General features: G+C 64.9%; 26 protein-coding genes and 1 tRNA gene. 20 read left to right on the top strand and 7 right to left on the bottom strand.

The annotated features are described in order from the left end of the window. Positions 1–31 precede the first annotated feature (31 nt). Positions 32–1306: a hypothetical protein gene (locus ACY0MJ_RS01620; RefSeq protein WP_462636515.1), complete on the bottom strand. Its 1275-nt coding sequence runs from the start codon at positions 1304–1306 to the stop codon at positions 32–34. Positions 1307–1395: 89 nt separating this feature from the next. On the opposite strand from ACY0MJ_RS01620, the gene ACY0MJ_RS01615 reads away from it, so the two are divergent. Further along, positions 1396–2154 (top strand): Nif3-like dinuclear metal center hexameric protein, encoded by a 759-nt coding sequence (locus ACY0MJ_RS01615; RefSeq protein WP_462636514.1) that lies wholly within the window; start codon positions 1396–1398, stop codon positions 2152–2154. A 91-nt stretch (positions 2155–2245) separates the two neighbouring features. Beyond that, the gene (pdxA, locus tag ACY0MJ_RS01610) at positions 2246–3265 is read left to right on the top strand and encodes a 4-hydroxythreonine-4-phosphate dehydrogenase PdxA (protein WP_462636513.1); all 1020 of its coding nucleotides are present in this window, start codon (positions 2246–2248) and stop codon (positions 3263–3265) included. Positions 3266–3280: 15 nt separating this feature from the next. Here the strand turns inward: pdxA and mscL are convergent, their stop codons facing one another. Then, on the bottom strand, positions 3281–3724 hold the full coding sequence (mscL, locus tag ACY0MJ_RS01605) for a large conductance mechanosensitive channel protein MscL (protein WP_462636512.1): 444 nt from the start codon (positions 3722–3724) through the stop codon (positions 3281–3283). A gap of 120 nt (positions 3725–3844) precedes the next feature. Here mscL and petA point away from each other — a divergent pair, with 120 nt between their 5' ends. From petA to ACY0MJ_RS01565, 8 genes are all read left to right on the top strand, one after another. Continuing rightward, positions 3845–4441, top strand: a complete 597-nt coding sequence (petA, locus tag ACY0MJ_RS01600; protein WP_462636511.1) for a ubiquinol-cytochrome c reductase iron-sulfur subunit — start codon at positions 3845–3847, stop codon at positions 4439–4441. An 11-nt stretch (positions 4442–4452) separates the two neighbouring features. Continuing rightward, the gene (locus tag ACY0MJ_RS01595; protein ID WP_462636510.1) at positions 4453–5865 is read left to right on the top strand and encodes a cytochrome b; all 1413 of its coding nucleotides are present in this window, start codon (positions 4453–4455) and stop codon (positions 5863–5865) included. A 19-nt stretch (positions 5866–5884) separates the two neighbouring features. After that, complete coding sequence (locus ACY0MJ_RS01590) at positions 5885–6643, top strand: cytochrome c1 (protein WP_462636509.1); 759 nt, start codon at positions 5885–5887, stop codon at positions 6641–6643. A gap of 99 nt (positions 6644–6742) precedes the next feature. Next, positions 6743–7354, top strand: coding sequence for a glutathione S-transferase N-terminal domain-containing protein (locus ACY0MJ_RS01585; RefSeq protein WP_061500777.1), 612 nt, complete (start codon positions 6743–6745; stop codon positions 7352–7354). A gap of 30 nt (positions 7355–7384) precedes the next feature. Further along, complete coding sequence (locus ACY0MJ_RS01580) at positions 7385–7897, top strand: ClpXP protease specificity-enhancing factor (protein WP_462636508.1); 513 nt, start codon at positions 7385–7387, stop codon at positions 7895–7897. Between the two features lie 86 nt (positions 7898–7983). After that, positions 7984–8059: transfer RNA gene (locus ACY0MJ_RS01575), tRNA-Thr, on the top strand. Between the two features lie 462 nt (positions 8060–8521). Further along, positions 8522–8704, top strand: a complete 183-nt coding sequence (locus ACY0MJ_RS01570) for a DUF3606 domain-containing protein (RefSeq protein WP_462636507.1) — start codon at positions 8522–8524, stop codon at positions 8702–8704. Between the two features lie 2 nt (positions 8705–8706). Further along, complete coding sequence (locus ACY0MJ_RS01565; protein ID WP_462636506.1) at positions 8707–9327, top strand: ATP-dependent DNA ligase; 621 nt, start codon at positions 8707–8709, stop codon at positions 9325–9327. Positions 9328–10563: 1236 nt separating this feature from the next. Here ACY0MJ_RS01565 and ACY0MJ_RS01560 read toward each other — a convergent pair. After that, positions 10564–12087: a recombinase family protein gene (locus tag ACY0MJ_RS01560; protein ID WP_462636505.1), complete on the bottom strand. Its 1524-nt coding sequence runs from the start codon at positions 12085–12087 to the stop codon at positions 10564–10566. Between the two features lie 7 nt (positions 12088–12094). Further along, on the bottom strand, positions 12095–13642 hold the full coding sequence (locus tag ACY0MJ_RS01555; RefSeq protein ID WP_462636504.1) for a recombinase family protein: 1548 nt from the start codon (positions 13640–13642) through the stop codon (positions 12095–12097). A 115-nt stretch (positions 13643–13757) separates the two neighbouring features. On the opposite strand from ACY0MJ_RS01555, the gene ACY0MJ_RS01550 reads away from it, so the two are divergent. Next, complete coding sequence (locus ACY0MJ_RS01550) at positions 13758–14291, top strand: helix-turn-helix domain-containing protein (protein WP_462636503.1); 534 nt, start codon at positions 13758–13760, stop codon at positions 14289–14291. Positions 14292–14306: 15 nt separating this feature from the next. After that, positions 14307–14759: a thermonuclease family protein gene (locus tag ACY0MJ_RS01545; RefSeq protein WP_462636502.1), complete on the top strand. Its 453-nt coding sequence runs from the start codon at positions 14307–14309 to the stop codon at positions 14757–14759. Positions 14760–15600: 841 nt separating this feature from the next. On the opposite strand, the gene ACY0MJ_RS01540 is transcribed toward ACY0MJ_RS01545, so the two are convergent. Both ACY0MJ_RS01540 and ACY0MJ_RS01535 read right to left on the bottom strand, forming a co-directional pair. Beyond that, positions 15601–15933, bottom strand: a complete 333-nt coding sequence (locus ACY0MJ_RS01540; RefSeq protein ID WP_462636501.1) for a hypothetical protein — start codon at positions 15931–15933, stop codon at positions 15601–15603. Between the two features lie 28 nt (positions 15934–15961). Further along, the gene (locus ACY0MJ_RS01535) at positions 15962–16255 is read right to left on the bottom strand and encodes a YHYH domain-containing protein (RefSeq protein WP_462636500.1); all 294 of its coding nucleotides are present in this window, start codon (positions 16253–16255) and stop codon (positions 15962–15964) included. Positions 16256–17018: 763 nt separating this feature from the next. On the opposite strand from ACY0MJ_RS01535, the gene ACY0MJ_RS01530 reads away from it, so the two are divergent. Further along, positions 17019–17195, top strand: coding sequence for a hypothetical protein (locus ACY0MJ_RS01530; protein WP_462636499.1), 177 nt, complete (start codon positions 17019–17021; stop codon positions 17193–17195). Then, positions 17192–17404, top strand: coding sequence for a hypothetical protein (locus tag ACY0MJ_RS01525; protein WP_462636498.1), 213 nt, complete (start codon positions 17192–17194; stop codon positions 17402–17404). Before ACY0MJ_RS01530 ends, ACY0MJ_RS01525 begins: the two co-directional genes overlap by 4 nt. 235 nt (positions 17405–17639) lie before the next feature. On the opposite strand, the gene ACY0MJ_RS01520 is transcribed toward ACY0MJ_RS01525, so the two are convergent. Further along, positions 17640–17882, bottom strand: a complete 243-nt coding sequence (locus ACY0MJ_RS01520) for a hypothetical protein (RefSeq protein ID WP_462636497.1) — start codon at positions 17880–17882, stop codon at positions 17640–17642. A 781-nt stretch (positions 17883–18663) separates the two neighbouring features. Between ACY0MJ_RS01520 and ACY0MJ_RS01515 the strand changes: the two genes are divergently transcribed. The 6 genes from ACY0MJ_RS01515 (at position 18664) to ACY0MJ_RS01490 (ending at position 21503) form a co-directional block, all read left to right on the top strand. Continuing rightward, positions 18664–18972, top strand: a complete 309-nt coding sequence (locus ACY0MJ_RS01515; protein ID WP_462636496.1) for a hypothetical protein — start codon at positions 18664–18666, stop codon at positions 18970–18972. Between the two features lie 12 nt (positions 18973–18984). Continuing rightward, the gene (locus tag ACY0MJ_RS01510; RefSeq protein WP_462636495.1) at positions 18985–19314 is read left to right on the top strand and encodes a hypothetical protein; all 330 of its coding nucleotides are present in this window, start codon (positions 18985–18987) and stop codon (positions 19312–19314) included. A 97-nt stretch (positions 19315–19411) separates the two neighbouring features. Then, positions 19412–19690 (top strand): hypothetical protein, encoded by a 279-nt coding sequence (locus ACY0MJ_RS01505; RefSeq protein ID WP_462636494.1) that lies wholly within the window; start codon positions 19412–19414, stop codon positions 19688–19690. 9 nt (positions 19691–19699) lie between these two features. Continuing rightward, positions 19700–20281: a hypothetical protein gene (locus ACY0MJ_RS01500; RefSeq protein WP_462636493.1), complete on the top strand. Its 582-nt coding sequence runs from the start codon at positions 19700–19702 to the stop codon at positions 20279–20281. Between the two features lie 196 nt (positions 20282–20477). Next, complete coding sequence (locus ACY0MJ_RS01495) at positions 20478–21164, top strand: hypothetical protein (protein WP_462636492.1); 687 nt, start codon at positions 20478–20480, stop codon at positions 21162–21164. A gap of 84 nt (positions 21165–21248) precedes the next feature. Continuing rightward, positions 21249–21503, top strand: coding sequence for a helix-turn-helix transcriptional regulator (locus tag ACY0MJ_RS01490; RefSeq protein WP_462636491.1), 255 nt, complete (start codon positions 21249–21251; stop codon positions 21501–21503). The last annotated feature ends 96 nt before the right edge of the window (positions 21504–21599 follow it).

The following is a 21599-nucleotide window of genomic DNA, read 5'->3' as shown; positions in this document are numbered from 1 at the left end:
CCCGCCGGGACCGCTGCTGCGGCCGGGCCGGTCAGCGCGACGGCTGGGCCGGCGCCATGCCGCGGCCGAGCCAGGCGCCGCGCCGCGGCGGCCCGCGGCCGAACTGCGCCTCCTCGGCCGGCAGCGGCGTGCCGCTGCCCGGATCGGCGAGGGCGGCGCGCGAGCGCATGCCCCGCGCGGCCTGCGCGAGGCGCTGCGCCTCGTCCAGCGCGTCCTCCGCCTCGGCCGGGCGGCGCCCCAGGTGCACGATGCCGACGCCGAAGTCCACGTGCACGCGCATCGCCTCGCCGTCGCGGCCGCTCACCTCGACCGGCTGGCGCAGGGCGGCCGCCAGGCGCAGGCCGAGCGTGCGAAGCCAGGCGCGCGCGGGAATCGTCTCCACCAGCGCGACGAAGCAGCGGTCCCAGTAGCGCCCGACCGGGTTCACGACGCCGATCTCGCGCTGGATGCGCGCCGCCAGCACCATCCAGACCTCGTGCAGCGCCGCGGGCCCCGCGAGCGTGGCGATGCGCTCCGGCTCGAACACCGTCACCGCGAGCAGCGCGCCTTCGCGGCCGGTGCGGCGCCGCCGCTTCTGGGCCGCCACCAGCGCGTGCACCAGCGCCGCGCTGCTGTGCACCTTGGTCACCGGGTCGATCGCGGGCGCCGCGCCCGTCTCGCGCGTGCGCCAGTGGTGGCGAGCGCGCCGCCACAGCACGTGGCCGGTGAGCGCGTTGCTCGCGACGGCGGCGAGCGCCACCGCCGCCTGCGCGGCCGGGCCCCAGTGCACCAGCCGCATCGCCAGCGCGTACAGGCCCGCGATCGCGGGCAGCGTGAGCAGGCAGCCGGCGGCCATGAGCAGCGCGAGCCGGTCGCCGATGGTCCAGGCGCGGAAGGTGAGCCAGCAGGTCAGCCCGCTGCCCGCCAGCGACAGCAGCGCCGCCGCGGGCAGCTGCAGGTCCGGCCGCAGGCGCAGCGCCGCGAGCCCGGCCAGCGGCAGCAGGAGCGCCGACCCGCGCAGGGCCGCGGCCATCAGCCGGTCGCGCCGGCTCGCCGCGAGCCACGCGTGGATCCAGAAATTCGCGAGGCCCACGCACACCGGGCCGGCCAGCACCTGCAGAACGCGCAGCCGCTCGGCGCCGGGATGGGCCACCTGGCGCAGCAGGCCGCTTTCCACCAGCACCAGCAGGAACACGGCCAGATGGTAGCCGAGGGCGCGCAGCTGCGCGCGGTCGGGGCGGGCCAGCAGGTCGCCGGCGCGGGCGAAGGCGACGGCGGCGATCGCGCCCAGCGCCATGCTCCACAGCATCATCGTCAGCCCGCCCATGGTCGCCTCCTTGCCAGCGCGCGATGTTCGATCCGCCGCGTGGCGCGTGGCGTAGCAGAATGCGGACTCATCCCTGTGACCTGTTGCCCATGACCGCCCGACACGACCTGCTCCAGGCCTTCGACACCCTGCTCGCGCCGGAGCGCTTCAAGGACTACGGCCCCAACGGGCTGCAGGTGGAGGGGCGCGGCGAGGTGCGCAAGCTGGTCTCGGGGGTCACCGCCAGCCGGGCGCTGATCGAGGCGGCCGTCGCCCGCGACGCCGACGCGATCTTCGTGCACCACGGCCTGTTCTGGCGCGGCCAGGACGGACGCGTCACCGGCTGGATGAAGCAGCGCCTCGCGCTGCTGCTGGCGCACGACGTCAACCTGTTCGCCTACCACCTGCCGCTGGACGCGCACCCGGAGCTGGGCAACAACGCGCAGCTCGCGCTGCAGCTGGGGCTGCGGGCGGACGGCCGCTTCGGCGAGCAGGACCTCGGCTTCATCGGCGCGCGCGGCGACGGCGGCGCCTTCGCCGACAGCGAGGCGCTCGCGGCGCACGTGCGCCAGGCGCTGGGGCGCGCCGTCACCTGCGTGGCGGGCGCGCCGGGGCCGATCCGCCGCATCGCCTGGTGCACGGGCGGCGCGCAGTCGTACTTCGAGGCGGCGATCGCCGCCGGTGCGCAGGCCTTCCTCACCGGCGAGATCTCCGAGCCGCAGGCGCACTACGCGCGCGAATGCGGGGTGAGCTTCCTCGCCTGCGGCCACCACGCGACCGAGCGCTACGGCGCGCCGGCGGTGGCGGCCCACGTCGCGCGGCAGCTGGGGATCGCGCACGAGTTCATCGACGTGGACAACCCGGCATGAGCGCCGCACGGCCGCCCGAAGGCGCTCGCCCCCTCCGCTTGCGGAGGGGGGAGGAGCAGCACGCGAAGCGGGCAATCCTGGGGGAGGTTCCATGAACCCGATCGCCATCACCATGGGGGATCCGGCCGGCATCGGGCCGGAGATCGTCGCCAAGGCGTATGCGCAGGAGCCCGAAGCCACGCGCGGCGCCTTCGTCGTCGGCGACGTGGGGTGCATGCGCCGTGGCGCGCAGGTGGCCGCCGGCGCTCAGGTGCCGCTGGCCGTGGCGCAGATCGAGGACGTCGCGGAAGCCGCCACGGTCCCGCCCCGCTGCATCCCCGTGCTGCAGGTCGGCGCGCCGGCCGCCAAGTTGCCGGCCCTGGGCCAGGTGAGCGCCGAGGCCGGGCGCATGGCGGCCGACGCGGTGACCTGGGCCGCGCGGGCCGCCCTGCGCGGCGAGGTCGCCGCGCTGGTCACCGCGCCGCTGCACAAGGAGGCCCTGGCGGCGGCCGGCGTGTCCTTCCCCGGCCACACCGAGCTGCTGCAGGCCGAGGCGGCGGCGCACGCAGGCGTGCCCGTGGCGCGGATGCCGGTGCGCATGATGCTGGCCAACGAGGAACTGCGCACCGTGCTGGTGAGCATCCACATGGCCCTGCGCGAGGCGCTGGACGCCGTCACGCACGAGAACGTGCTGCAGACGCTGCGCATCACCGGCAGCGCGCTGCAGGCCCTGCTGGGGCGGCCCCCGCGCATCGCGGTCGCCGGCCTCAACCCGCATGCGGGCGAGGGCGGCCTGTTCGGGCGCGAGGAGATCGAGGTGATCGTCCCGGCGCTGCGCGCCGCGCAGGCCGAAGGCCTGTCCGTGCAGGGGCCCTATGCGCCCGACACCGTGTTCATGCGCGCGCGCCGCGGCGAGTTCGACGTGGTCGTGGCCATGTACCACGACCAGGGCCTGATCCCGGTGAAGTACCTCGGGGTGGAGCAGGGCGTCAACGTGACCCTGGGCCTGCCGCTGGTGCGCACCAGCCCCGACCACGGCACGGCGTTCGACATCGCCGGCACGGGCCGCGCGGACGCGGCGAGCCTGCTGGCGGCGCTGCGCATGGCGCGGAGGCTGGCCGGGCGATCGTGATCGGTGCGATCGCGATCACCCCCGCTTCAGGCTGTCCCGGATCTCCCGCAGCAGCTGGATGTCCTCCGGTGGCGGCGCCGGTTCGGCGGGCTGGCCGGCGTCCACCTGCTGGTGGCGGCGCAGGCGGTTCACCTGCTTGACCATCACGAAGATCACGAAGGCGAGGATCAGGAAGTTCACCGCCACCGTGACGAAGCTGCCCCAGGCCAGCACCGGCACGCCCGCCTTCTTCAGCGCCTCCAGGTTCATGGGCGTGCCCGGCGGCGGCGCGGACAGCACCAGGAACATGCTGGTGAAGTCCAGGCGGCCGACGATGCGGCTCACCACCGGCATCACCAGGTCGTTGACGATCGAGTCGACGATCTTGCCGAAGGCGGCGCCGATGATGACGCCCACGGCCAGGTCGACGACGTTGCCCTTCACCGCGAACTCGCGGAATTCCTGCAGCAGCTTGGCCACGCCCGTCCTCCTCGTTGTGAACGCGGAAGTATGCGCGAGCCCGCGCCGGTGGAAGAGCCTTGACACGACCCGCTACAATCGCCGGTTGACCCTCAACAACGAGAGATCCTCGAGGACCCCATGAGCAACTCCACGGTGGACGCCAGCAAAAGGACGTGGCTGATCGCGTCCAGTTGCGCTGGCGCGGTGGGCGCAGGTTTCGTCGCCGTTCCCTTCGTCAGCAGCTTCCAGCCCTCCGAACGTGCCAAGGCGGCCGGCGCCCCGGTGGAAGTCGACATCTCGGCGCTCGAGCCGGGCCAGAAGATGACCGTCGAATGGCGCGGCAAGCCGGTGTGGATCCTGCGCCGCACGCCCGAGATGCTGGCGTCGCTGAAGAAGACCGACGACGACGTCGCCGACCCGAACTCCGAACGCACGGCCTACCCGACGCCCGAGTGGGCGAAGAACGAGTGGCGCTCGATCAAGCCCGAATACCTGGTGCTGGTCGGCATCTGCACGCACCTCGGGTGCTCGCCCACCGACAAGCTGCAGCCCGGGCCGCAGCCCTCGCTTCCCGACGACTGGGAAGGCGGCTTCCTGTGCCCCTGCCACGGCTCCACGTTCGACCTGGCCGGCCGCGTGTACAAGAACAAGCCCGCGCCCGACAACCTGGAAGTGCCCCCGTACACCTTCCTGTCGGACACGCGGCTGCTGATCGGCGAACACAACAAAGCCTGAACGGACGCTCCATGGCCGAATTCAAGGAAATCTCCCCGAACGCCAGCGCCGGCGCCAAGCTGGGCAACTGGTTCCACAACCGCTTCCCCTCCGCCTTCACGTTCTACCAGGACCACATGGCGGGGTACTACGCCCCGAAGAACTTCAACTGGTGGTACTTCTTCGGCTCGCTGGCGCTGCTGGTGCTGGTGATCCAGATCGTCACCGGCATCTTCCTGGTGATGCACTACAAGCCCGACGCGAACCTCGCCTTCGCCTCGGTCGAGTACATCATGCGTGACGTGCCCTGGGGCTGGTTGATCCGCTACATGCACTCGACGGGCGCCTCGGCGTTCTTCATCGTCGTGTACCTGCACATGTTCAAGGCGCTGATCTACGGCAGCTACCGCAAGCCGCGCGAGCTGGTGTGGATCTTCGGCTGCACGATCTTCCTGATGCTGATGGCCGAGGCCTTCTTCGGCTACCTGCTGCCCTGGGGCCAGATGTCCTACTGGGGCGCCCAGGTGATCGTGAACCTGTTCTCCGCCATCCCCTTCGTCGGCCCGGACCTCGCCCTGCTGATCCGCGGCGACTACGTGGTGTCCGACGCGACGCTCAACCGCTTCTTCAGCTTCCACGTGATCGCGATCCCGCTGGTGCTGATCGGCCTGGTGGCGGCGCACATCCTGGCGCTGCACGACGTCGGCTCGAACAACCCCGACGGCATCGACATCAAGGCGAAGGACGCCCCGAAGGACGCCCACGGCCACCCGCTGGACGGCATCCCCTTCCACCCGTACTACAGCGTGCACGACATGGTGGGCGTCGCCGTCTTCCTGATGGTGTTCAGCGCGATCATCTTCTTCGCGCCGGAACTGGGCGGCTACTTCCTGGAGTACAACAACTTCATCCCGGCCGACCCGCTGAAGACGCCGCCGCACATCGCGCCGGTCTGGTACTTCACCCCCTTCTACTCGATGCTGCGCGCCACCACCGAGGTGATGGTCGACGTGTTCTGCGTGCTCGCCGCGCTGGGCGCCGCCTTCGCCGTCTTCAAGGGCCGCCTGTCCTTCATGGGCAAGGTGATCGCCGTGGTCGCGGCCGTGGTCGCGATCCTGCTGCTCAAGACCTTCGACGCCAAGTTCTGGGGCGTGGTCATCATGGGCGGCGCCGTGATCATCCTGTTCTTCCTGCCCTGGCTGGACGCGAGCCCCGTGCGCTCCATCCGCTACCGTCCGGGCTGGCACAAGTGGGTGTACGCCGTGTTCGTCGTGTTCTTCTTCGTGCTCGGCTACCTGGGCATCCAGCCGCCGTCGCCGGTGGGCACGCTGATCGCGCAGGTCGGCACCATCTACTACTTCGGGTTTTTCCTCCTGATGCCCTGGTGGAGCCGGCTGGGCGAGTTCAAGCCCGTGCCGCAACGCGTCACCTTCGCCGCGCACTGAAGCCGGGAGCGTCCAGAAAATGAAAAAACTGATCCTCACCGTGATGCTGGCGCTGGGCGTCGTGGCCGGCGCGCAGGCTGCCGGCGCCGAAGACGTCCACTGGGACAAGGCCCCCAGCCGCACCAACGACCTGCCGGCGCTGCAGAACGGCGCCAAGCTGTTCGTCAACTACTGCCTCAACTGCCACTCGGCCGCCTTCATGCGCTTCAACCGCCTGCAGGACATCGGCATCTCCGAGCAGCAGATCAAGGACAACCTGCTGACGGTGTCCGACAAGGTGGGCGACACCATGAAGGCGCCCATGGACCCGAAGCAGGCCAAGGAATGGTTCGGCGCCGTCCCGCCCGACCTGACGCTGGTCGCGCGCTCGCGCGCGGGCCACGGCGGCACCGGCGCGGACTACCTGTACACCTACATGCGCACGTTCTACCGGGATCCCGAGCGGCCCACCGGCTGGAACAACCTGGTCTTCCCGAACGTCGGCATGCCGCACGTGCTGTGGCAGCTGCAGGGCGACCGCACGCCGGTGTTCGAGAAGGTCGAGGAGCACGGCCACGAAGTCCAGGTCTTCAAGGGCTGGAAGCAGGTCACCCCCGGCACGATGACGCCGCTCGAGTACGACGAGGCCATCGGCGACCTGGTGGGCTACCTGCAGTGGATGGCCGAGCCGGCCCAGAACCACCGGGTGCGCATCGGCGCCTGGGTGCTGCTCTTCCTGGCCCTGCTGACGGTGATCGTCTGGCGGCTGAACGCGGCGTTCTGGAAGGACGTGAAGTAGCGGTCCCGTGCGGCCCTGCCGGCGCAGGGTCCGCACCGTTCGATGTAGAGTGGGCTGCGCTTGCACCCACTCTTTTTGGTTTTTACAAGGACATTCAAGATGATGGTGCTCTATTCGGGAACCACCTGCCCCTTCTCCCACCGCTGCCGCTTCGTGCTGTTCGAGAAGGGCATGGACTTCGAGATCCGCGACGTCGACCTCTACAACAAGCCGGAAGACATCAACGTCATGAACCCGTACGGCCAGGTGCCCATCCTGGTCGAGCGGGACCTCATCCTGTACGAGTCGAACATCATCAACGAGTACATCGATGAGCGCTTCCCGCACCCGCAGCTGATGCCGGGCGACCCGGTGGACCGCGCCCGCGTGCGCCTGTTCCTGCTGAACTTCGAGAAGGAACTGTTCGTCCACGTCTCCACGCTGGAGTCGCGCGCCGCCAAGTCCAACGAGAAGGCGCTGGAGAAGGCCCGCTCGCACATCCGCGACCGCCTCACGCAGCTGGCCCCCGTGTTCCTGAAGAACAAGTACATGCTGGGCGAGAACTTCTCGATGCTCGACGTGGCGATCGCCCCGCTGCTGTGGCGCCTGGACTACTACGGCATCGAGCTGTCCAAGAACGCCGCCCCGCTGCTCAAGTATGCTGAGCGCATCTTCTCCCGCCCGGCCTACATCGAGGCGCTGACGCCTTCCGAGAAGGTGATGCGCAAGTAAGCCCGCCGGGCTTCACGCAGTACGCGCGCAATGAACGCACTCGAATCGACTTCGACCCGCCCCTACCTGATCCGGGCGCTGTACGAATGGTGCACCGACAACGGCTTCACCCCCTACGTGGCGGTGCTGGTCGACGAGACGGTGCAGGTGCCGCGCGAGTACGTGAAGAACGGCGAGATCGTGCTGAACATCAGCTACGACGCCACCAGCTCCCTGAAGCTGGGCAACGACTTCATCGAGTTCAAGGCCCGCTTCGCGGGCAGTGCCCGCGAGATCATGGTGCCCGTGAACCGCGTGATCGCGATCTACGCCCGCGAGAACGGGCAGGGCATGGCCTTCCCGGTGCCGGTGCCCGGCGCGCCCGCCGAGGAGGCGCCGCCGGCGTCCAAGCCTTCGCCGCTGTCGAGCGTGCCCGCCGCGCCGGCCGAGCCCGAAGGCAAGGTGGTGCAGCTGGTGACGCCGGAAGAGAGCGCGAAGCCGCCCGAGCCGCCGAAGCCGCCCGCCGGCGGCGGCCCGCGGCCGGCGCTCAAGCGCATCAAGTGACGTGCCATCGCGCCGCACCGCGGCGCGCGGCACGCCGTCCCCGCGCAGGCGGGGATCCACGGCGCTCCACCTAGAATCCCTCCGTTGCCGGTTTAGCTCAGTCGGTAGAGCACCCGCCTTGTAAGCGGTAGGTCGTCCGTTCGATTCGGACAACCGGCACCAAGAATCACGCCGAGATTGGCGAGGGTGACCGCTAACCGTGCGGCAAACAGGTGGCTTCCGGATACCACTTCGGATACCAAGACCGCAGCCGAGTGTGCATCGATACTGTATTCTCATACAGTATGAGAGTTAAGGTTAGGCTCAGGCGTGAAGGAGGGGCATACAGACCTCCATTTGGCCAAGGCCACACAGCCAGTGGTGACCTTCACCTCACCCACCGTACCGCTGATGGCCGCCGAGTCGCTCTTTTGCAATTGCTCGGCGCGGATCGGCAATGGCCGTCCCTGTATGACCCGCGCTTGGTCGCGCTGTCCGCGCGCGAGTTCGGCTTCATCGGCTTTGAGCGCGCCGGCCAGGCTTGGGTGCTGCAGCAGTGGGACTGCGAGCTGTTGTGATGCTTCGGCGCGTTCCTACAGGGTCGCAACGACAGCTGCGCCACCATGTCGTCTTTGGGAGACCTCAATGGCTGACGACAAGACCAAGAGCGGTGGACAGGACCGCGAGCGCATCAACGTGCACCAGGACTACGAGCTGCGCGACTGGAGCGAGAAATTCAAGGTATCGCCCGAGGAGTTGAAGAAGGCCGTCGCCAAGGTCGGCGATCGCGCGGACGACGTGGAGCGGGAGCTCAAGTCGCAGAAGTAGCCGTGGCGCTGGCCATCCCGGCGCCGATGCGCGCCACTGAGGGCGGGCGGCCCTTCACGGACCGGGACTGGATCTACGAGATCAAGTACGACGGCTATCGGACGCTGGCCCGCGCGGGCGGCGGCGAGCCGACCGAGCTGCGGACGAAGAACGGCGTTGACTGCACGAATTGGTTTCCCGAGGTAGCGGACCTGCTGGCGATGCTACCCGGAGGCCCGCACGTGGTCGACGGCGAAGCGTGTGTGCTGGACGAGATCGGCCGCAGCGACTTCGAGCGGCTGCAGGCGCGTGCCCGACGGCGGCGTTGGGTGGCCGGATCGGACCAAGTGACGCTGTGCGCGTTCGACCTGCTGTTCCAGGACGGCCGCAATGTCATGGCCCAGCCGCTGATCGTCCGCAAGGCCATGCTGCAGCAGCTGCTCGCTCCCCTCAAAGGCCTGCTGGTGATCGTGGGCGAGTTTCCCGCGGAGGCGGCGCTGTTCGATCAGCTGGTGCTGGGCGCGAAGCTGGAAGGGTTCGTGGCTAAGCGCCTGGCCAGCCCGTACCTGCCGGGCGTTATCAGCCCCGATTGGCGCAAGGTGAAGCGCCTTGGCTGGCAGGAAGGGCGCACCTGGCGGACGTGATCCCGATCACTGCGGCGGCCGCGACGGCGCGCCACGATGCCCACATCCACCACCGCCTAGCCTGGGCCGGCCTTCGCTGCTGCCGCATGCAGCTGCGGGAGCGCGCGTTACGGTGGCGCCGCAGGCAGGCGTAAATGCGGGGCCGCTTGAGCGGCGCCCGCCTACAACCGCTTGCCGGCGGACGCGGCGGCAAGCACCGGCGCGGCAGGCCGCAGCTCACGCGCCGGATGGCGAGGTACGGGAGACAGTGGCTCCGCCATCGCCACGTTGAACCCCTGCGGCGACCGACAACAGAAGAGCATCGGGCCGACGCACATCCACTGATAATCGCTGGTTTGATCGTCACCCTTGAATGTCTGCCCTGAAAGAAGTTGTCGTTGGTGGTCGCACGGCTCTAGTGCACGTCTATCCCGTCGGCGGTTTGGGATGGACGTGGACTGTTCTGCCGGCTCAAGGCGAAGCGATCCGCAACAACGGGCCATTGGCACCCTCCGAAGCCGCGGCAATCGCACTGGGCACGGAGGCCGCCGTTCGGCTCCTGGAATCGCTCCCAGGTCCCTCGACCAAGTGACCCTTCGCTCGCATCTTCTGCCTCGCGTCGAGGTAGGCCCACACGATGACTTGATCGTGAAATTGCTGGGGACGTTGCCAGCACAGCCGCCCAGCAGTTCCAGGCACGCGGAGAAGGTCGGCATTACGAATGCGCGCGGAAGGGTGTACCGCGTGATCGAAGTCTTGAGCGCCTTCGAACTGCTCCAGGTGACCGCCCGACTCAACTCGATCTCCTATCGCGTGGACAGGTTGGCGCGGAGTCACTACCCAGCCTATGCCAGGGTTTTCACCCGACGGTGACCATCCCTCCGTCTTGGCGGCAGAGTCAGCCGGATTCCGACGTTCATGCGCGGCCGTGGCGCACAGCCTGGCTGTTCGTCGGCAGCTAGTCTGATGACCATGCAAAACCAGAATCAGGATCCCAACTGGCCGCCGCCCTATCCAGGCGGCGGAGCATCCGATTCTGGGAATCGCAGCGCACCAGACGAGACGAGTACGCGGCACACAGCAGACGGTCCCGCCGAGCGCCATTCTGGCGAAGGGTCCGACTCCGCTTTGGATCGTCTGAAGAATCAGGAACGAGCGAAGGCACAAAGCGGGTTAGGCACTTCCAACCCTCATCCTTCGTAGCCGAGCGCAACACGTTAGCGGAACTGATGGGATCGCCGCGGCAGCTCGCGTGCCTTACGGCCTTCGAGTTCTTATTGTCTCAACGAGCTCTAGCCCGGTGCGGATTCGAATCCCGCATCGAGGGGCGAGCTCTAGTGACCACTGACAGGCTTCGTACTCAGATGCTGTCACAAGCACGAAGTCGGCCGCAGTTCGGGTGTCTTGCATCCGAACGAATAGCACGTGCTCGCAATCACCGCAGTCCCGCTTCTTGATTTGCCATCGTGGTCTCCCGTCAATGTCCCTTCGCCAGAGGACTTGAAGAACGATACGAGTGCGGCCCTCAAGCAGGATTGCGCATTGATGTGGCAGCCGAATCGCACGAACACCTGCTCCCTCCAGCAACTGCAGCAAGTCTTTGATGAAGCGCTCGACCAGGGCCCGCGTGGCCTGCATTCGGCTGCGTACTTCCGTGAGTCCTTTGCGGCGATTGCCGATCGCCAGTTGTGCCGCGGCAAGAAAGGAGCCGAACCGTCTACGGAAATTTGCCGCCGACTGGCATCCGTAGAGCGCAAGGTCTCTTTCTCTTAGGTTCGGCTGCCGGCGGAGCGCATTGCGCAATGACTGGAGAACCTCTCGATCCGAGAGCCTGCATGCTGTGGGATCTTGCCGCTTCTTCTGGGCACGCTCCCATGTGTCGCGGTCAACAAGGGGCGGCAGAGCTGCCAGCTTCCGGCTCAGTGCCGGATCCGTATCCGCCCGACGACATGAACGCGCGCTGTGCGTATTGCGACCCCATACAAAGTTTCCGATGTACGCCTCACAGCCGAGAAGAAGGCCGATGCCAGCCTCTGAGAACTTGGCTCCGCGTGAAGTGACCTCGCCTTGGCTGTTCAATAAATCAGCAATCCGCTGCATCGACAGCTTGGTGGTCGTGTACAGGTGAAAGATCGTCCGAACGAGCTCTACTTCGTGCTCTGGCCCCAACACCCAACGTACTCGGTCCGTGGGGGCTGGTTTGCGCTCGCCTGCTTCCAGCACTCGCTTCATCGCGCCATCAATAGAAACCGCAACTCGCCTGAATCCGAGGCATGGCAGCAGCCCCATCTGGAAACCCATCTCAACGACCTTGCCTTGGCCGGCGCGTGACTTTAACGCCAGTTCTCGGCTGTACTCAGCGGCCATCACGCGCCTCATGCTCTTAAGCAGCGCCGTCGTCGGGCTTGGGTCCGAGGAAAAGATCTCGCCCACATAGTGCACCTGGACGCCATGGAGGCGGCAGTGATATTCGTAGTATGCCGCCGCATCGGTGTCCTGAAAGCGCCCCCATCGACTTACGTCATACACGAGAACCATAGAGAAGCCGCAGTCATCGGACAGAACGTCCTTGAGAAGCCGCTGCATTCCTGCTCGGAGCTTGATGCTGAGGCCGCTGCGCCCCTCGTCTCGATACGTGGCGACGATGCCGATGCCGTGGCTATCTGCATACTCCCTGATCGCGCGTTGTTGGATGGAGATCGAGAGGTCTTGCTGATCTGTGGACATCCGCACGTATTGCGCCGCCGGAATCAGTGGGTTGGATCTCGAGGAGGACGGCATTACCGACTCACCGGGGGGCTGCCAAATCACAGAGCGCTCGTGCAGCAGATTTCAGCGTTTTGTGGAGGTAGGGCGCTAGGATGGGCTCGTCTCCCGGGCGCATGAAGACTGGCAGTCCATCCAGCACTCCCTCGGGTAACACCAAGTAGTCCGCAACCCTGTCGTTGCCCGGGTTCATTCTGCAGGCCAGCAAGACGTGAGAACCCAAGTTGCGCTGGTACGAGGCCCGCCAACCCGTGCGATATGAGTGGGAGCGCTGGAAGCGGCACGAAACAACTTCGACGGTGGTATGACCTTGGACACCCTCGAATGCGATCAGTCCCAGCGGCTCTCGGCTCGCATGCCGCCCGAGGTTCCGGAATTCGCGGAGGAGTGCCTGTTCCACCTCGCCACGCACTGTCCGGAGTGCTCGATTCACCTGATGAAAGCCGAATCGAGGACGCAGCTGGTATCCGATCTTCTCGTAGGCTTGACTGAGAGAACCAAACCGAATGATGACGGTATTCGCAGAGGGCAGCTCCGGGGCTGCGTTGATGATCGCCGTCGTGAGCTTGCCCTCGCGCTTTAGAACAAGTCTCAAGGCTTCAAGGATTTGGGCTTGCGATATGTATGTCTTCTCGTTGAAGTGACGTACGCGGCTCGCCGCTTCGAACAGCTCTCTCGGGACAATTGGCGCGAAAGCGGAATCACACCGGATCCATGTCTCAGGTGGGTTGATGATTTGCCGGGTGCGAAGCCTCTGGCAGAACTGGCCCACGATGTTGTTCCCGATGTACTTCTCGTTGCCCAGGATGGTCCGCACGAGATTGCGGGACCAGCGTCGGCCGAAGCAGGTGCGTCCCTCTGCGTTCAGGTCGGCGGCGATCTCTCGTTCACTCTTGCGCAGATAGATGTAGTCCCGGTAGATGCGCTTGACTACTCGGATTTCCTCTTCCGGGCCAGGCACCAGCGTTACACGGTCCGTCTGGATGCCCTTGCGCTGGTGGTCCTGCAGGATTAATCCGGGCTTCTTGCCATCCTCCAGCACTTGCCGGCGCAAGGCGTAGCCGGCAATTCCCCCGACCCGATAGCCGAGCTGCCCAATCCGCGCCTTGCCAGCCGCCACTTTCACCGAGAGCTCGCGGCTGTACTCGCCGGCCATAGCCCTTTTCAGTGCCTTCAGGACGCTGCCAAAGGGAGTTTCATCGGCGCCGAACTGCTCGGCGCAGTAGACGACCCGAATGCCTGCTCGTCGGCAAAGGAACTCGTAGTGGGCGCTCTCGTCCGCGTCCTGGAATCGTCCCCAGCGGCTCACGTCATAGACCAGAACCGCCTGGAAATCCGCGCTGCCGGCTACGATGTCGGCCAGCAGGCGCGACAGGCCAGGTCGATCCCGTAACGTCAGGCCGCTTCGCCCCGGGTCCGAATACGACTTCACGATCTGCATGCCGTTGGTCGCTGCGTAGGCGCCGATTAGGGCCGACTGATTCGCGATGGAATACCGTTGGTGGTCCGTGGACATGCGCACGTATTCCGCCACGCGGGTAGGTTGCCCCGGCTTGCTGTGGGTATCCATGCGACGATGATGCGCTCCGCCGCGGCATTGGCGGTGTGAAGGGCGTCACTTGCGGCCTCGGTCGTGGACGCGGCGTTCAGCCCAGCCGTGGAGCATTCGGGGCAATAATCAGCCGATGCCAGACATTCAGTCCATCCTGAAGGCGGAGATCGCCCGGCTCGCTCGGAAAGAGGTTCGTGCCGAGGTGTTGTCCCTCAAAAAGACTTCGTCGCTGCAACGCTCCCACATCGCGGCTCTGAGACGCCAGGTCGAAACCCTGCAGCAGACTATCCAGCGCCTAACACGCGGCACTGCTCGCGTAGCGACAGCCGCCCCGCAGGACGGAACGGAACAACCAGCGCGCCGCTTCAGTGCCCAACGTCTTGCCAAGAGTCGCGAGAACCTCGGGCTGTCTGCCGCGGACTTTGGCGCGCTCATCGGCGTGAGCGGCCAATCGATCTATAAGTGGGAGTCGGGGGAGGTCCGCCCCCGCAAATCACAGGTAGAAGCAATTGCGCAGGTACGCGGACTGGGCAAGCGCGAAGCGGAGGCACGACTGGAAACCATTCGTGCTCAGGCGGCCTCCGAAGCTAAACCCTGGCGGAGAGCGGCCGTGTCCAGACACCACGCAAAGGCCGCAGAACCCCAGAAGGCTCGGAAGCGGGCTTAGGGCGGTTTACCGGACGTGGAAGCTCTTCTCCTGTGCCTGGTCGTAGCGATAACCGATGGAGACACACTGAAGGTGCGGTGTGGGGAAGCCGGCCACTACGAGCAGCGTTCAATTCGGCTGGCCGAGATCGACGCCCCGGAAAAGAGTCAACCATTCGGCGCACGCTCCAAGGCTGCCCTGAGCTCGACCTGCTTCGGCACTTGGGCCAAGATCAGTCCGCAAAAGGTCGATCGGTACGGCCGTACGGTGGCCCGCGTGAGTTGCCGTGGTCAAGACGCTAGCGAGGAGCAGGCCAGGAAGGGAATGGCCTGGGCCTATACCTACTACTTGACCGACCAGAGCATCGCCAGGCTTGCCGACCAGGCCAAACAGCTCCGTGTTGGGCTTTGGGCCGACCCGCGTCCGGTGCCTCCATGGGAGTTCCGTGCGGCCAAGCGCGGCATGGGCGATGCTCATCGGCAACGGTGAACGCGGGGCACGGATCTCCCCAAGAGTGCGGATGGGGAATCGACCCGGTGATGCGCTTCACAGCCGCCTAGATCGCAAGATTCCAAGATCGCGGCATGTCTCACCGACTGGGTTGGTATGGCTTGCGCTGCTGCCGCATGAAGATGCGGGAGCGGATCTTGCGATGGAGGCGGAGGCAGGCGCAGATGAGGTGACCGCGCCTAAGTCCGCGGTCCGAATGTCACGAAGATGCTCCCGAGGGTGCCGAAGATGCTCAACGCTAGCAGTGGGCTCCTTCAGCATCTTCGTGAGCACCTTCACCGGAGACCAGCTGCGCCAGGAATCCACGCTGCGCTGGGCTCGGATAACGTCGCTACCCCGCAAAAGCAACCCAGACGCACACGGCGGCCAGCAGCGAGCCAGCGAGTATCCAACGGCCGATACGCCTGCGCCGGCCAGGTGGCGCTAGTTCGATCATTTGCGCTCGCGCCAGTTGCGAGGGCGGGGCGGTAGCAAGATTCTGTGTCCGCGGGGGATCAGCGGTGTCGTTCGTTGAATGTCCTCCGCTGGAGGCTCGGTGCGAGATCAGTGAAAGCCCAAGTCCAAGGCCCAGAAGCGCGGAGACCGCATCCATGAGCCCATATCCACGGCTGCCTGCGGCAAATGCCACGAAGAGCGCTGCTGCAGCAGCTACCCAGGTCCAAAAGCGGCTTTTGGTGAAGTGCGCCACAGCGACCACGAAGGCCAGGTGGAGCGAAGCGATTGTCGTTGCCATCACGTCCTAACACTTCGGTGCACCGCAAGCGTACTGCTGCTCACAGATCCCAAAGACAAGCAGGCTCGGGCGCACGGCTCCGCCCCATCAGCGTACCGGGCGCATGTCGTACGCCTCATCACCAATGATCATCTTGAAGCTGGATCCATTGGCAAGGATGGCGGCTTGCGGTCGGTATGCATACGAGTAGCTGTACGTCGCGCAAGCCAGGATCTTGCTGTCATCGAAAATGATGATCCGGTCGAATTCGCATCCTTCGAAGGAGTCGCCACCCTTGCCGTTCCGATCCCGCCAGCCAGTTACCGTCATCACGGCAACAATGGTGTAGCCCTCGAATTCTCGAAGTACCTCCACCGCATCCGCTTGTGCGTTGGAGGCGCTGAGCAGAGCTCCGGCAATCAGTCCGATGGCAAGTTTCATGACGTGGTCCAGCATTCGCGTGTGCCGGCTAGCACCCTTTGTAGTTTTTTCTGCCGCTCGGGGTAATGGTGTATGTCCCTCCTCTAGGGCCGACATGACAAATAGGGTGGGCAGGACTCCTAGCGGCTGCGGCAGATCCAGCGTCGCGCTTGGACAACTTTGGAGGGTTTTGCTCGGGCACGGCGCGCTCCCCGGCGGGCGCTCGATGGCAGTGGTATTCGCCTGTTTTCCGATTGTTGTGACAGCCATCGCCGTTGAGCCCACCCGGATGTGCGTGGGTGCTGGAAACGAACGCGAGTAAAAGAATGGGCAAGATTTGCATGGAAGCTTCCTGGCGTAGAGCTTTGCCATCGAAGCTGCGTTGGATATAGTCTCCGCGGAGCGTGAGGACATCCCCCGAAGTGATTAGACCCGGGGTTCTAAATACTACTCCTAGGACCATGCTGACGGACGGCACGCACTACAAGCATCCGCGGCGTAGTGTCGTTCGGCAGTACCGCACCCGCGCGTGAATCGCGGGAACGCTCTAGGAGCCGCCCATGTTCCGCACGCCAACTGCTGGTGTTGTCCTCCTCTTGGTTTTGTCAGGCTGCGCAAATACCGGCGCCGGCTACCGCCCAATGGTCGACAGCTACGGGACCAACATGGCGAACTATGACCGCGACTTGGCCGACTGCCAACGGTACGCCCAGCAAGTCGCCGGTGCGGCAGAGCAAGCTGTCGTAGGAGCACTGGCCGGTGCCGTGCTGGGCGCTCTCATTTCGGCCGCCGCTGGTAGTAGTTATGACAATCACGCAGCCGCCCGCGTTGGCGCGGTTGCGGGAGCAGCCGGAGGCGCCGGTCACGGTGAGCAAGATCAGCGAAGCGTCATCATCCGATGCATGTCTGGACGAGGCTACCGCGTACTGCGCTAGTAGTCCACCTGGATTCGCGCCCGCGCGGATCGCGGGGCGCTTACAAGCGTGGCAGGAAGGGCGAGCATGGGGACACTTATTCTCACGATGTGTGGGGCTGGATTCCTAGCGATGGTGGGCTCGCTGCTATACCAAGCCATTCTCTATTTAAAGTACGGTCTCTGGCCTAGCATGAGCGTGATTGACGTTTGCCGGGACTACACCACTGTGCTTTGGTGTACGCAGCCAGATAGTTGGCTGGGCGCTCACCATTTGTTTTCGCTTTTTCATGCCGGCACCTTCGCGTTCATTGCTTCGCTCGCGCTTGCCTACCTGATTGTTCTTGTCGAAGAGGGCGCGCCGAAATGAACGTGCAGAATGGTCTAGAGCGCGTCAGCGTTGTCTGGTGGGGCTTTTGGGGCGCGCTTGCCGCGGTTACTTTGGGGATAGCAATCTTCAGTGATAGCAACGACCGTGGTGTCGTCGCCGCGTTCGGTGGCGGCGGACTGGTGGCTGCCTATGCCGGCCATCGAATCACATGCTGGATCATCGCGGGCTTCTGTACGCCGCGCTCCTGAGCGCGGTAGCTGTCCGGGCCGCACCGCGCTCCGCCGCCGAGCGACTGGCATTTCATACGAGAGCACCCCCTCCACCGGCCAGCGCCATGGATCCTGGCGAGGCTACATCGTGGACCACATCCGCCCCTGTGCTCCGGAGGCGTGGACCACCGGGCGAATAGATAGTGCGGACCAAGGCGGCCTCGCTCCGGAACGATGCGGAAGAGCGCGGGGAGTGCCGGAGGATGAAGCGGCGCTAGACGGCTGCTACTTGCGAGGGCGGAACAAAGATCCAATGCATATCGCCGCCCGGATCGGAGAATTCAAGCTCCAGGTTGCCGAAGTCATCATGTCCGGCAAGGCGTAGCACACCCTCCTTCGCGGCCCACTCGATGGCCTGTCGGTCTTCCAAAGGAAGGTCTTGCAGCAATTCCGGCGCGGCCTGCAGCAGACGCACGGAAGCGCCCGGCCGCAGCGGCCTTCCGTTCCGATCAATCATTCGCATAGCCTCTCCTAGGAACTACACTTGCACCCCAAGTGCTTGGGTTGAGCGCCGAGCGCCCGCGTAGCGAGCCGCTTAGCCTCTCTGGCTGCCGCATCACAGGTTGACGCGGTTGCCTCTCCGAAGGCGAATGCCGGACTCCTGCCTGCATTCTGCGGAATGTTCTGGTTGATGTCCGCTCGGCACTTGCACCGACAGCCTGAGGGGGGCTCGCCCGGCGCTTCGTAGGTCCGATCCTCAGCCATCGTAGGCGCACCCCTTCAACGGTTGGCGTTGGCCGCATGTTGACCCACACGGCCCAGCTTGGGAAGGCCAGCGAGCCTATGACGTTGCTTACCCGCCGCGCCACACCCGCATCAGCCCGCCTCGGCGGGCTTTTTGCGTCCGCCGTTCGTCGGGTCACTGATTCAATAGCGACATTGCGGCCCTGAGATTGGTCGCTTTTAGAGAAAAATAGTAAGATGACCGTAATGATTCAAGAGGAGCCGTCCGGGATGACACCGGACGAACTAAGGGGAGCGCTGGAGGCGTTGGGCTGGCGGCAAGCGGACTTGTGTCGTAAGGCTGGTCTGCATAAGGACACACCGAGCAGGTGGCTGAGCGGAAAGACCCCGATACCAGCCTGGGTGCCCGCGTACTTGGGGGCGATGTTGGAGATTCAGCGGCTTCACAAAAAGTACGTGCAGCCGTAGGGCCCGAAAGGGCGAAAGCGAAGGCCCCGATGGCTGCTACCACCGAGGCCTTCTGACCACAACCCAAGCTATGAAGGAGCTTGAGCATGGCTATTCAGCAGTTTACCCGGGGGGCATCTGCACCCGAATCGAATCGGTCGCTCAGTGAGCAGCAGGCGGCGGTGATCCTGTCGGAAATTTCGGTGCTCGCGTCCGCCGTCGAGCGATTTGGAGTTCTCGTCGTCCCCCGCGAAGAGGACGACCAGCGAGACAAGCGAGCATACGAAATCGCAATCCGCGCGATCTCCAATCAGATCGGTCTGTTGGCAGACATGGGCGCGAAGGCTACTGGGGGCGTCACCTTGAACGGTGCGGACGCCGCAGATTGGCTCCTGCCGCCTGTGTTTCCTCGTTAAAGAGGAGGTGCCATGGCTGACTCTATTCTTTCCCAATGTGAGCCTGTTCCCTTCCTCACGGACGCAGACGCGTATCTCCTGTCCACGGATTCCCTGCCGTCCCTTGCCATTCATCCGGACGCGACTGCGGAGACGCTTTGGAGCATCGCGGAGTCACGGCTGCAGCAACTCGAGACGCTGCTAAACATTCTGAGCTGCGCCGGTGGAAGCGATGTCGTCGTGCCAACAGCGGAAGTGGCGGACCTAATTCGCGCCCAAGTACAGGCCGCACTGATCCTCGCCAAGGAAGCAAATGAACGAGCTCGGGCGCGCCCGTTGGCGGACGAGGACAGCCATGGCTGATGTCGTCCAGCTCCCAGGATGTGCCCGAGAGCCCGTTCAAAAGCCGCCGCGACAGCATGGACCATACCGGTCGAGGACTGTGGTCCCGCAATCGAAGATGATCTCGCTGCGAAAGCAGAGGGAGTGGAATGCCGGCCTCGCCCGGGTGCAGGACAGCGAGCAAAGCCGTTTGGATGGGGAGGAAGCCGTCGCAACCTTGAGATGGATGTTGCATGAGGCGCTGCGTGGCAAGCTTCGCGACCTTTGCACCGTGTTCCAGCACGACGACGAAGGGGAGCTGAGGGCTCTCACAGGGGCGTACGAACGTGATCCGGAATACGTTCACCAAGCCAAGCTAACGCTGACCGCCCCTGGCGAACCATTGAGCGAGACGTAGGAGGTTACGATGGCAAAACCTCGGTTCTACGAACCCGGCATCATCAAACCGCACCCGCGCGTCAAGCACAGGCAACTTAACGCGGAAAGCGACGAGTACGTCGGCGAAGGCGCGGACCTCATAGAGGCTGGCGTGCTCAAGCCGGACATGCTTCCGCCCCGAATCTCTTGGAGCTGGCGGCCGGCCGGCGTTCCGCGCGAGGCCAGAGCAAGTGTCATTTACCTGCCTGGCTACATCACAGTCACCAAGGTCATAGGGCGCGGTTACCGCGTGATCCTCACAGTGAGCCGCGAAGAGCAAGCTGCACGCCGGCAGGCAGCGGAGCGGGAGGGCATTAGGAGACAGGCAGAACTGAAGCCGGAACCCGAAAAGCGCCACCTACAAAACGCCGACGCCTTCCGGGAGATGGGCATCATGTACGCGAAGCTAATCGAGCGCTTTGTACAAGATGGCTGCGAGGGATTCGTGCTCGCGCATGACGACCAAGCGGACCTGCTGGAAGTGGCTAGTGAGCTTCAGGAGTTGCTACGCTCTGCCCGAGTGGTGGATACCAGGAAACGGCAGCATTTGACCTTGGCTTGGTCCGCCTGACAGTTTGCCCCAGCTAGGCCCGCGAACCGAAAAGCGGGGCACCTTCACCCGCCTGCTGGGGCCCCCTAATGAAGGTTGCACTTGAAGGAGTGCTGGTCGTGCCATTCAAGCCCTGCCTGCGAGGTGCGCAGTGGTGAAGAGGCGTCTTCAGCTTCAGGGTGTCCTACCGGATGACGGCTTACGAACGTTGGCCGTGATGCACGGGCCTGACGATGAGCCGTTCCGCCGTTCGTTCTTCGCCACTAGCTATGTGCGAGGCAACGACTGGGATCGCCCCGGTCCCCCAGTAGAGATGCCGCGCGATCTGATCGCGGCGCTGCTGGAAGCTCCCGCCTATGACCGACTAAAGCAGGACACCGCAGAGCGTGTGAAGGATGGAACGGTCGCTGGTTACGTGATGCTCTGCCTCTTCATGATGTGGAAGTACCCGCAGGTCCACGGTGCCCGATCGGCTGGGGGGCCATCGATCAAGAAGGCCATTCACTTCTGCCGGTACCTGTCCACCACATTCAATTGGAAGTACGGCGACGGAAGCCTCCTCCCTAGCGGCGAAACCAAGATCAAGGAATGTTGGGCCGACTACAGGTCCGTCTCGCACTTCTGGGCGGCGTTCGCCTGGAACACGGCCTTCCCAGTGGCGGACCGCATGTCACTGTTTCGTGAAGACCTCGGCAAGTTCCTGAGTGCCGCCCGCTGGTTCCAGGAGTTCGGAACTTTGCCGCTGTTGGACAATAAGGCTTTGAAGCGGAAGGAGAGCGTGCTCGGGAACGATTTCTGGCACGTTGGGGAGGAGATCCCAGCCACGCTTCTGCTGCCCGATGACCCCTCGGTGCTCGAAGACTCGCCTTTGACCAAGGCTCTGCGCGCATACGCAGCCAAATAGATGGGTCGGAGGGCCGCGACCCAATAGAGGGTTTCGCCACCAAATTTGAGACTCGCGTCTGCCAACTTCATAGGAGGGCAGACAGTGTCACAGGGCATCCCGAGCTTTGACTCTCTTCCAGACGGGGCGTACATCCGCGCCTCCCGCCTGGTCATCGATCCCAAGCGGCCGGAGATTCCGGCACCCTTACCCTTTAGCGCACCGACTCTCTGGCGCAAGGTCAAGGACCATACTTTTCCGGTGCCGGTCAAGCTGTCCGCACGTGTCACGGCTTGGCGAGTGGGGGATGTCCGCGCCTGGCTGGAGTCCATGGCGGAGGAGAAGGGAGGTGTGAAGTGATTTACACCCTCCCTGATCGACACCGCCCAAAAGAAACGGCCCGAGTCCCCAGAGAGGGACAACAGGCCGGTGATCAAAGTAAGCAAGCGAATTCTA

Source organism: Ramlibacter sp. bp-362 (assembly GCF_054956735.1).
This window is presented reverse-complemented; position numbering and strand designations above follow the sequence as displayed.

Bases quoted from the DNA above. Each gene is read 5' to 3' on its own strand.
- ACY0MJ_RS01620 (WP_462636515.1), bottom strand. From the start codon at position 1,306: ATGGGCGGGCTGACGATGATGCTGTGGAGCATGGCGCTGGGCGCGATC.
- ACY0MJ_RS01615 (WP_462636514.1), top strand. From the start codon at position 1,396: ATGACCGCCCGACACGACCTGCTCCAGGCCTTCGACACCCTGCTCGCG.
- pdxA (WP_462636513.1), top strand. From the start codon at position 2,246: ATGAACCCGATCGCCATCACCATGGGGGATCCGGCCGGCATCGGGCCG.
- petA (WP_462636511.1), top strand. From the start codon at position 3,845: ATGAGCAACTCCACGGTGGACGCCAGCAAAAGGACGTGGCTGATCGCG.
- ACY0MJ_RS01595 (WP_462636510.1), top strand. From the start codon at position 4,453: ATGGCCGAATTCAAGGAAATCTCCCCGAACGCCAGCGCCGGCGCCAAG.
- ACY0MJ_RS01590 (WP_462636509.1), top strand. From the start codon at position 5,885: ATGAAAAAACTGATCCTCACCGTGATGCTGGCGCTGGGCGTCGTGGCC.
- ACY0MJ_RS01585 (WP_061500777.1), top strand. From the start codon at position 6,743: ATGATGGTGCTCTATTCGGGAACCACCTGCCCCTTCTCCCACCGCTGC.
- ACY0MJ_RS01580 (WP_462636508.1), top strand. From the start codon at position 7,385: ATGAACGCACTCGAATCGACTTCGACCCGCCCCTACCTGATCCGGGCG.
- ACY0MJ_RS01570 (WP_462636507.1), top strand. From the start codon at position 8,522: ATGGCTGACGACAAGACCAAGAGCGGTGGACAGGACCGCGAGCGCATC.
- ACY0MJ_RS01560 (WP_462636505.1), bottom strand. From the start codon at position 12,087: ATGCCGTCCTCCTCGAGATCCAACCCACTGATTCCGGCGGCGCAATAC.
- ACY0MJ_RS01555 (WP_462636504.1), bottom strand. From the start codon at position 13,642: ATGGATACCCACAGCAAGCCGGGGCAACCTACCCGCGTGGCGGAATAC.
- ACY0MJ_RS01550 (WP_462636503.1), top strand. From the start codon at position 13,758: ATGCCAGACATTCAGTCCATCCTGAAGGCGGAGATCGCCCGGCTCGCT.
- ACY0MJ_RS01540 (WP_462636501.1), bottom strand. From the start codon at position 15,933: ATGAAACTTGCCATCGGACTGATTGCCGGAGCTCTGCTCAGCGCCTCC.
- ACY0MJ_RS01535 (WP_462636500.1), bottom strand. From the start codon at position 16,255: ATGCAAATCTTGCCCATTCTTTTACTCGCGTTCGTTTCCAGCACCCAC.
- ACY0MJ_RS01530 (WP_462636499.1), top strand. From the start codon at position 17,019: ATGAGCGTGATTGACGTTTGCCGGGACTACACCACTGTGCTTTGGTGT.
- ACY0MJ_RS01525 (WP_462636498.1), top strand. From the start codon at position 17,192: ATGAACGTGCAGAATGGTCTAGAGCGCGTCAGCGTTGTCTGGTGGGGC.
- ACY0MJ_RS01520 (WP_462636497.1), bottom strand. From the start codon at position 17,882: ATGATTGATCGGAACGGAAGGCCGCTGCGGCCGGGCGCTTCCGTGCGT.
- ACY0MJ_RS01515 (WP_462636496.1), top strand. From the start codon at position 18,664: ATGGCTATTCAGCAGTTTACCCGGGGGGCATCTGCACCCGAATCGAAT.
- ACY0MJ_RS01510 (WP_462636495.1), top strand. From the start codon at position 18,985: ATGGCTGACTCTATTCTTTCCCAATGTGAGCCTGTTCCCTTCCTCACG.
- ACY0MJ_RS01505 (WP_462636494.1), top strand. From the start codon at position 19,412: ATGATCTCGCTGCGAAAGCAGAGGGAGTGGAATGCCGGCCTCGCCCGG.
- ACY0MJ_RS01500 (WP_462636493.1), top strand. From the start codon at position 19,700: ATGGCAAAACCTCGGTTCTACGAACCCGGCATCATCAAACCGCACCCG.
- ACY0MJ_RS01495 (WP_462636492.1), top strand. From the start codon at position 20,478: ATGCACGGGCCTGACGATGAGCCGTTCCGCCGTTCGTTCTTCGCCACT.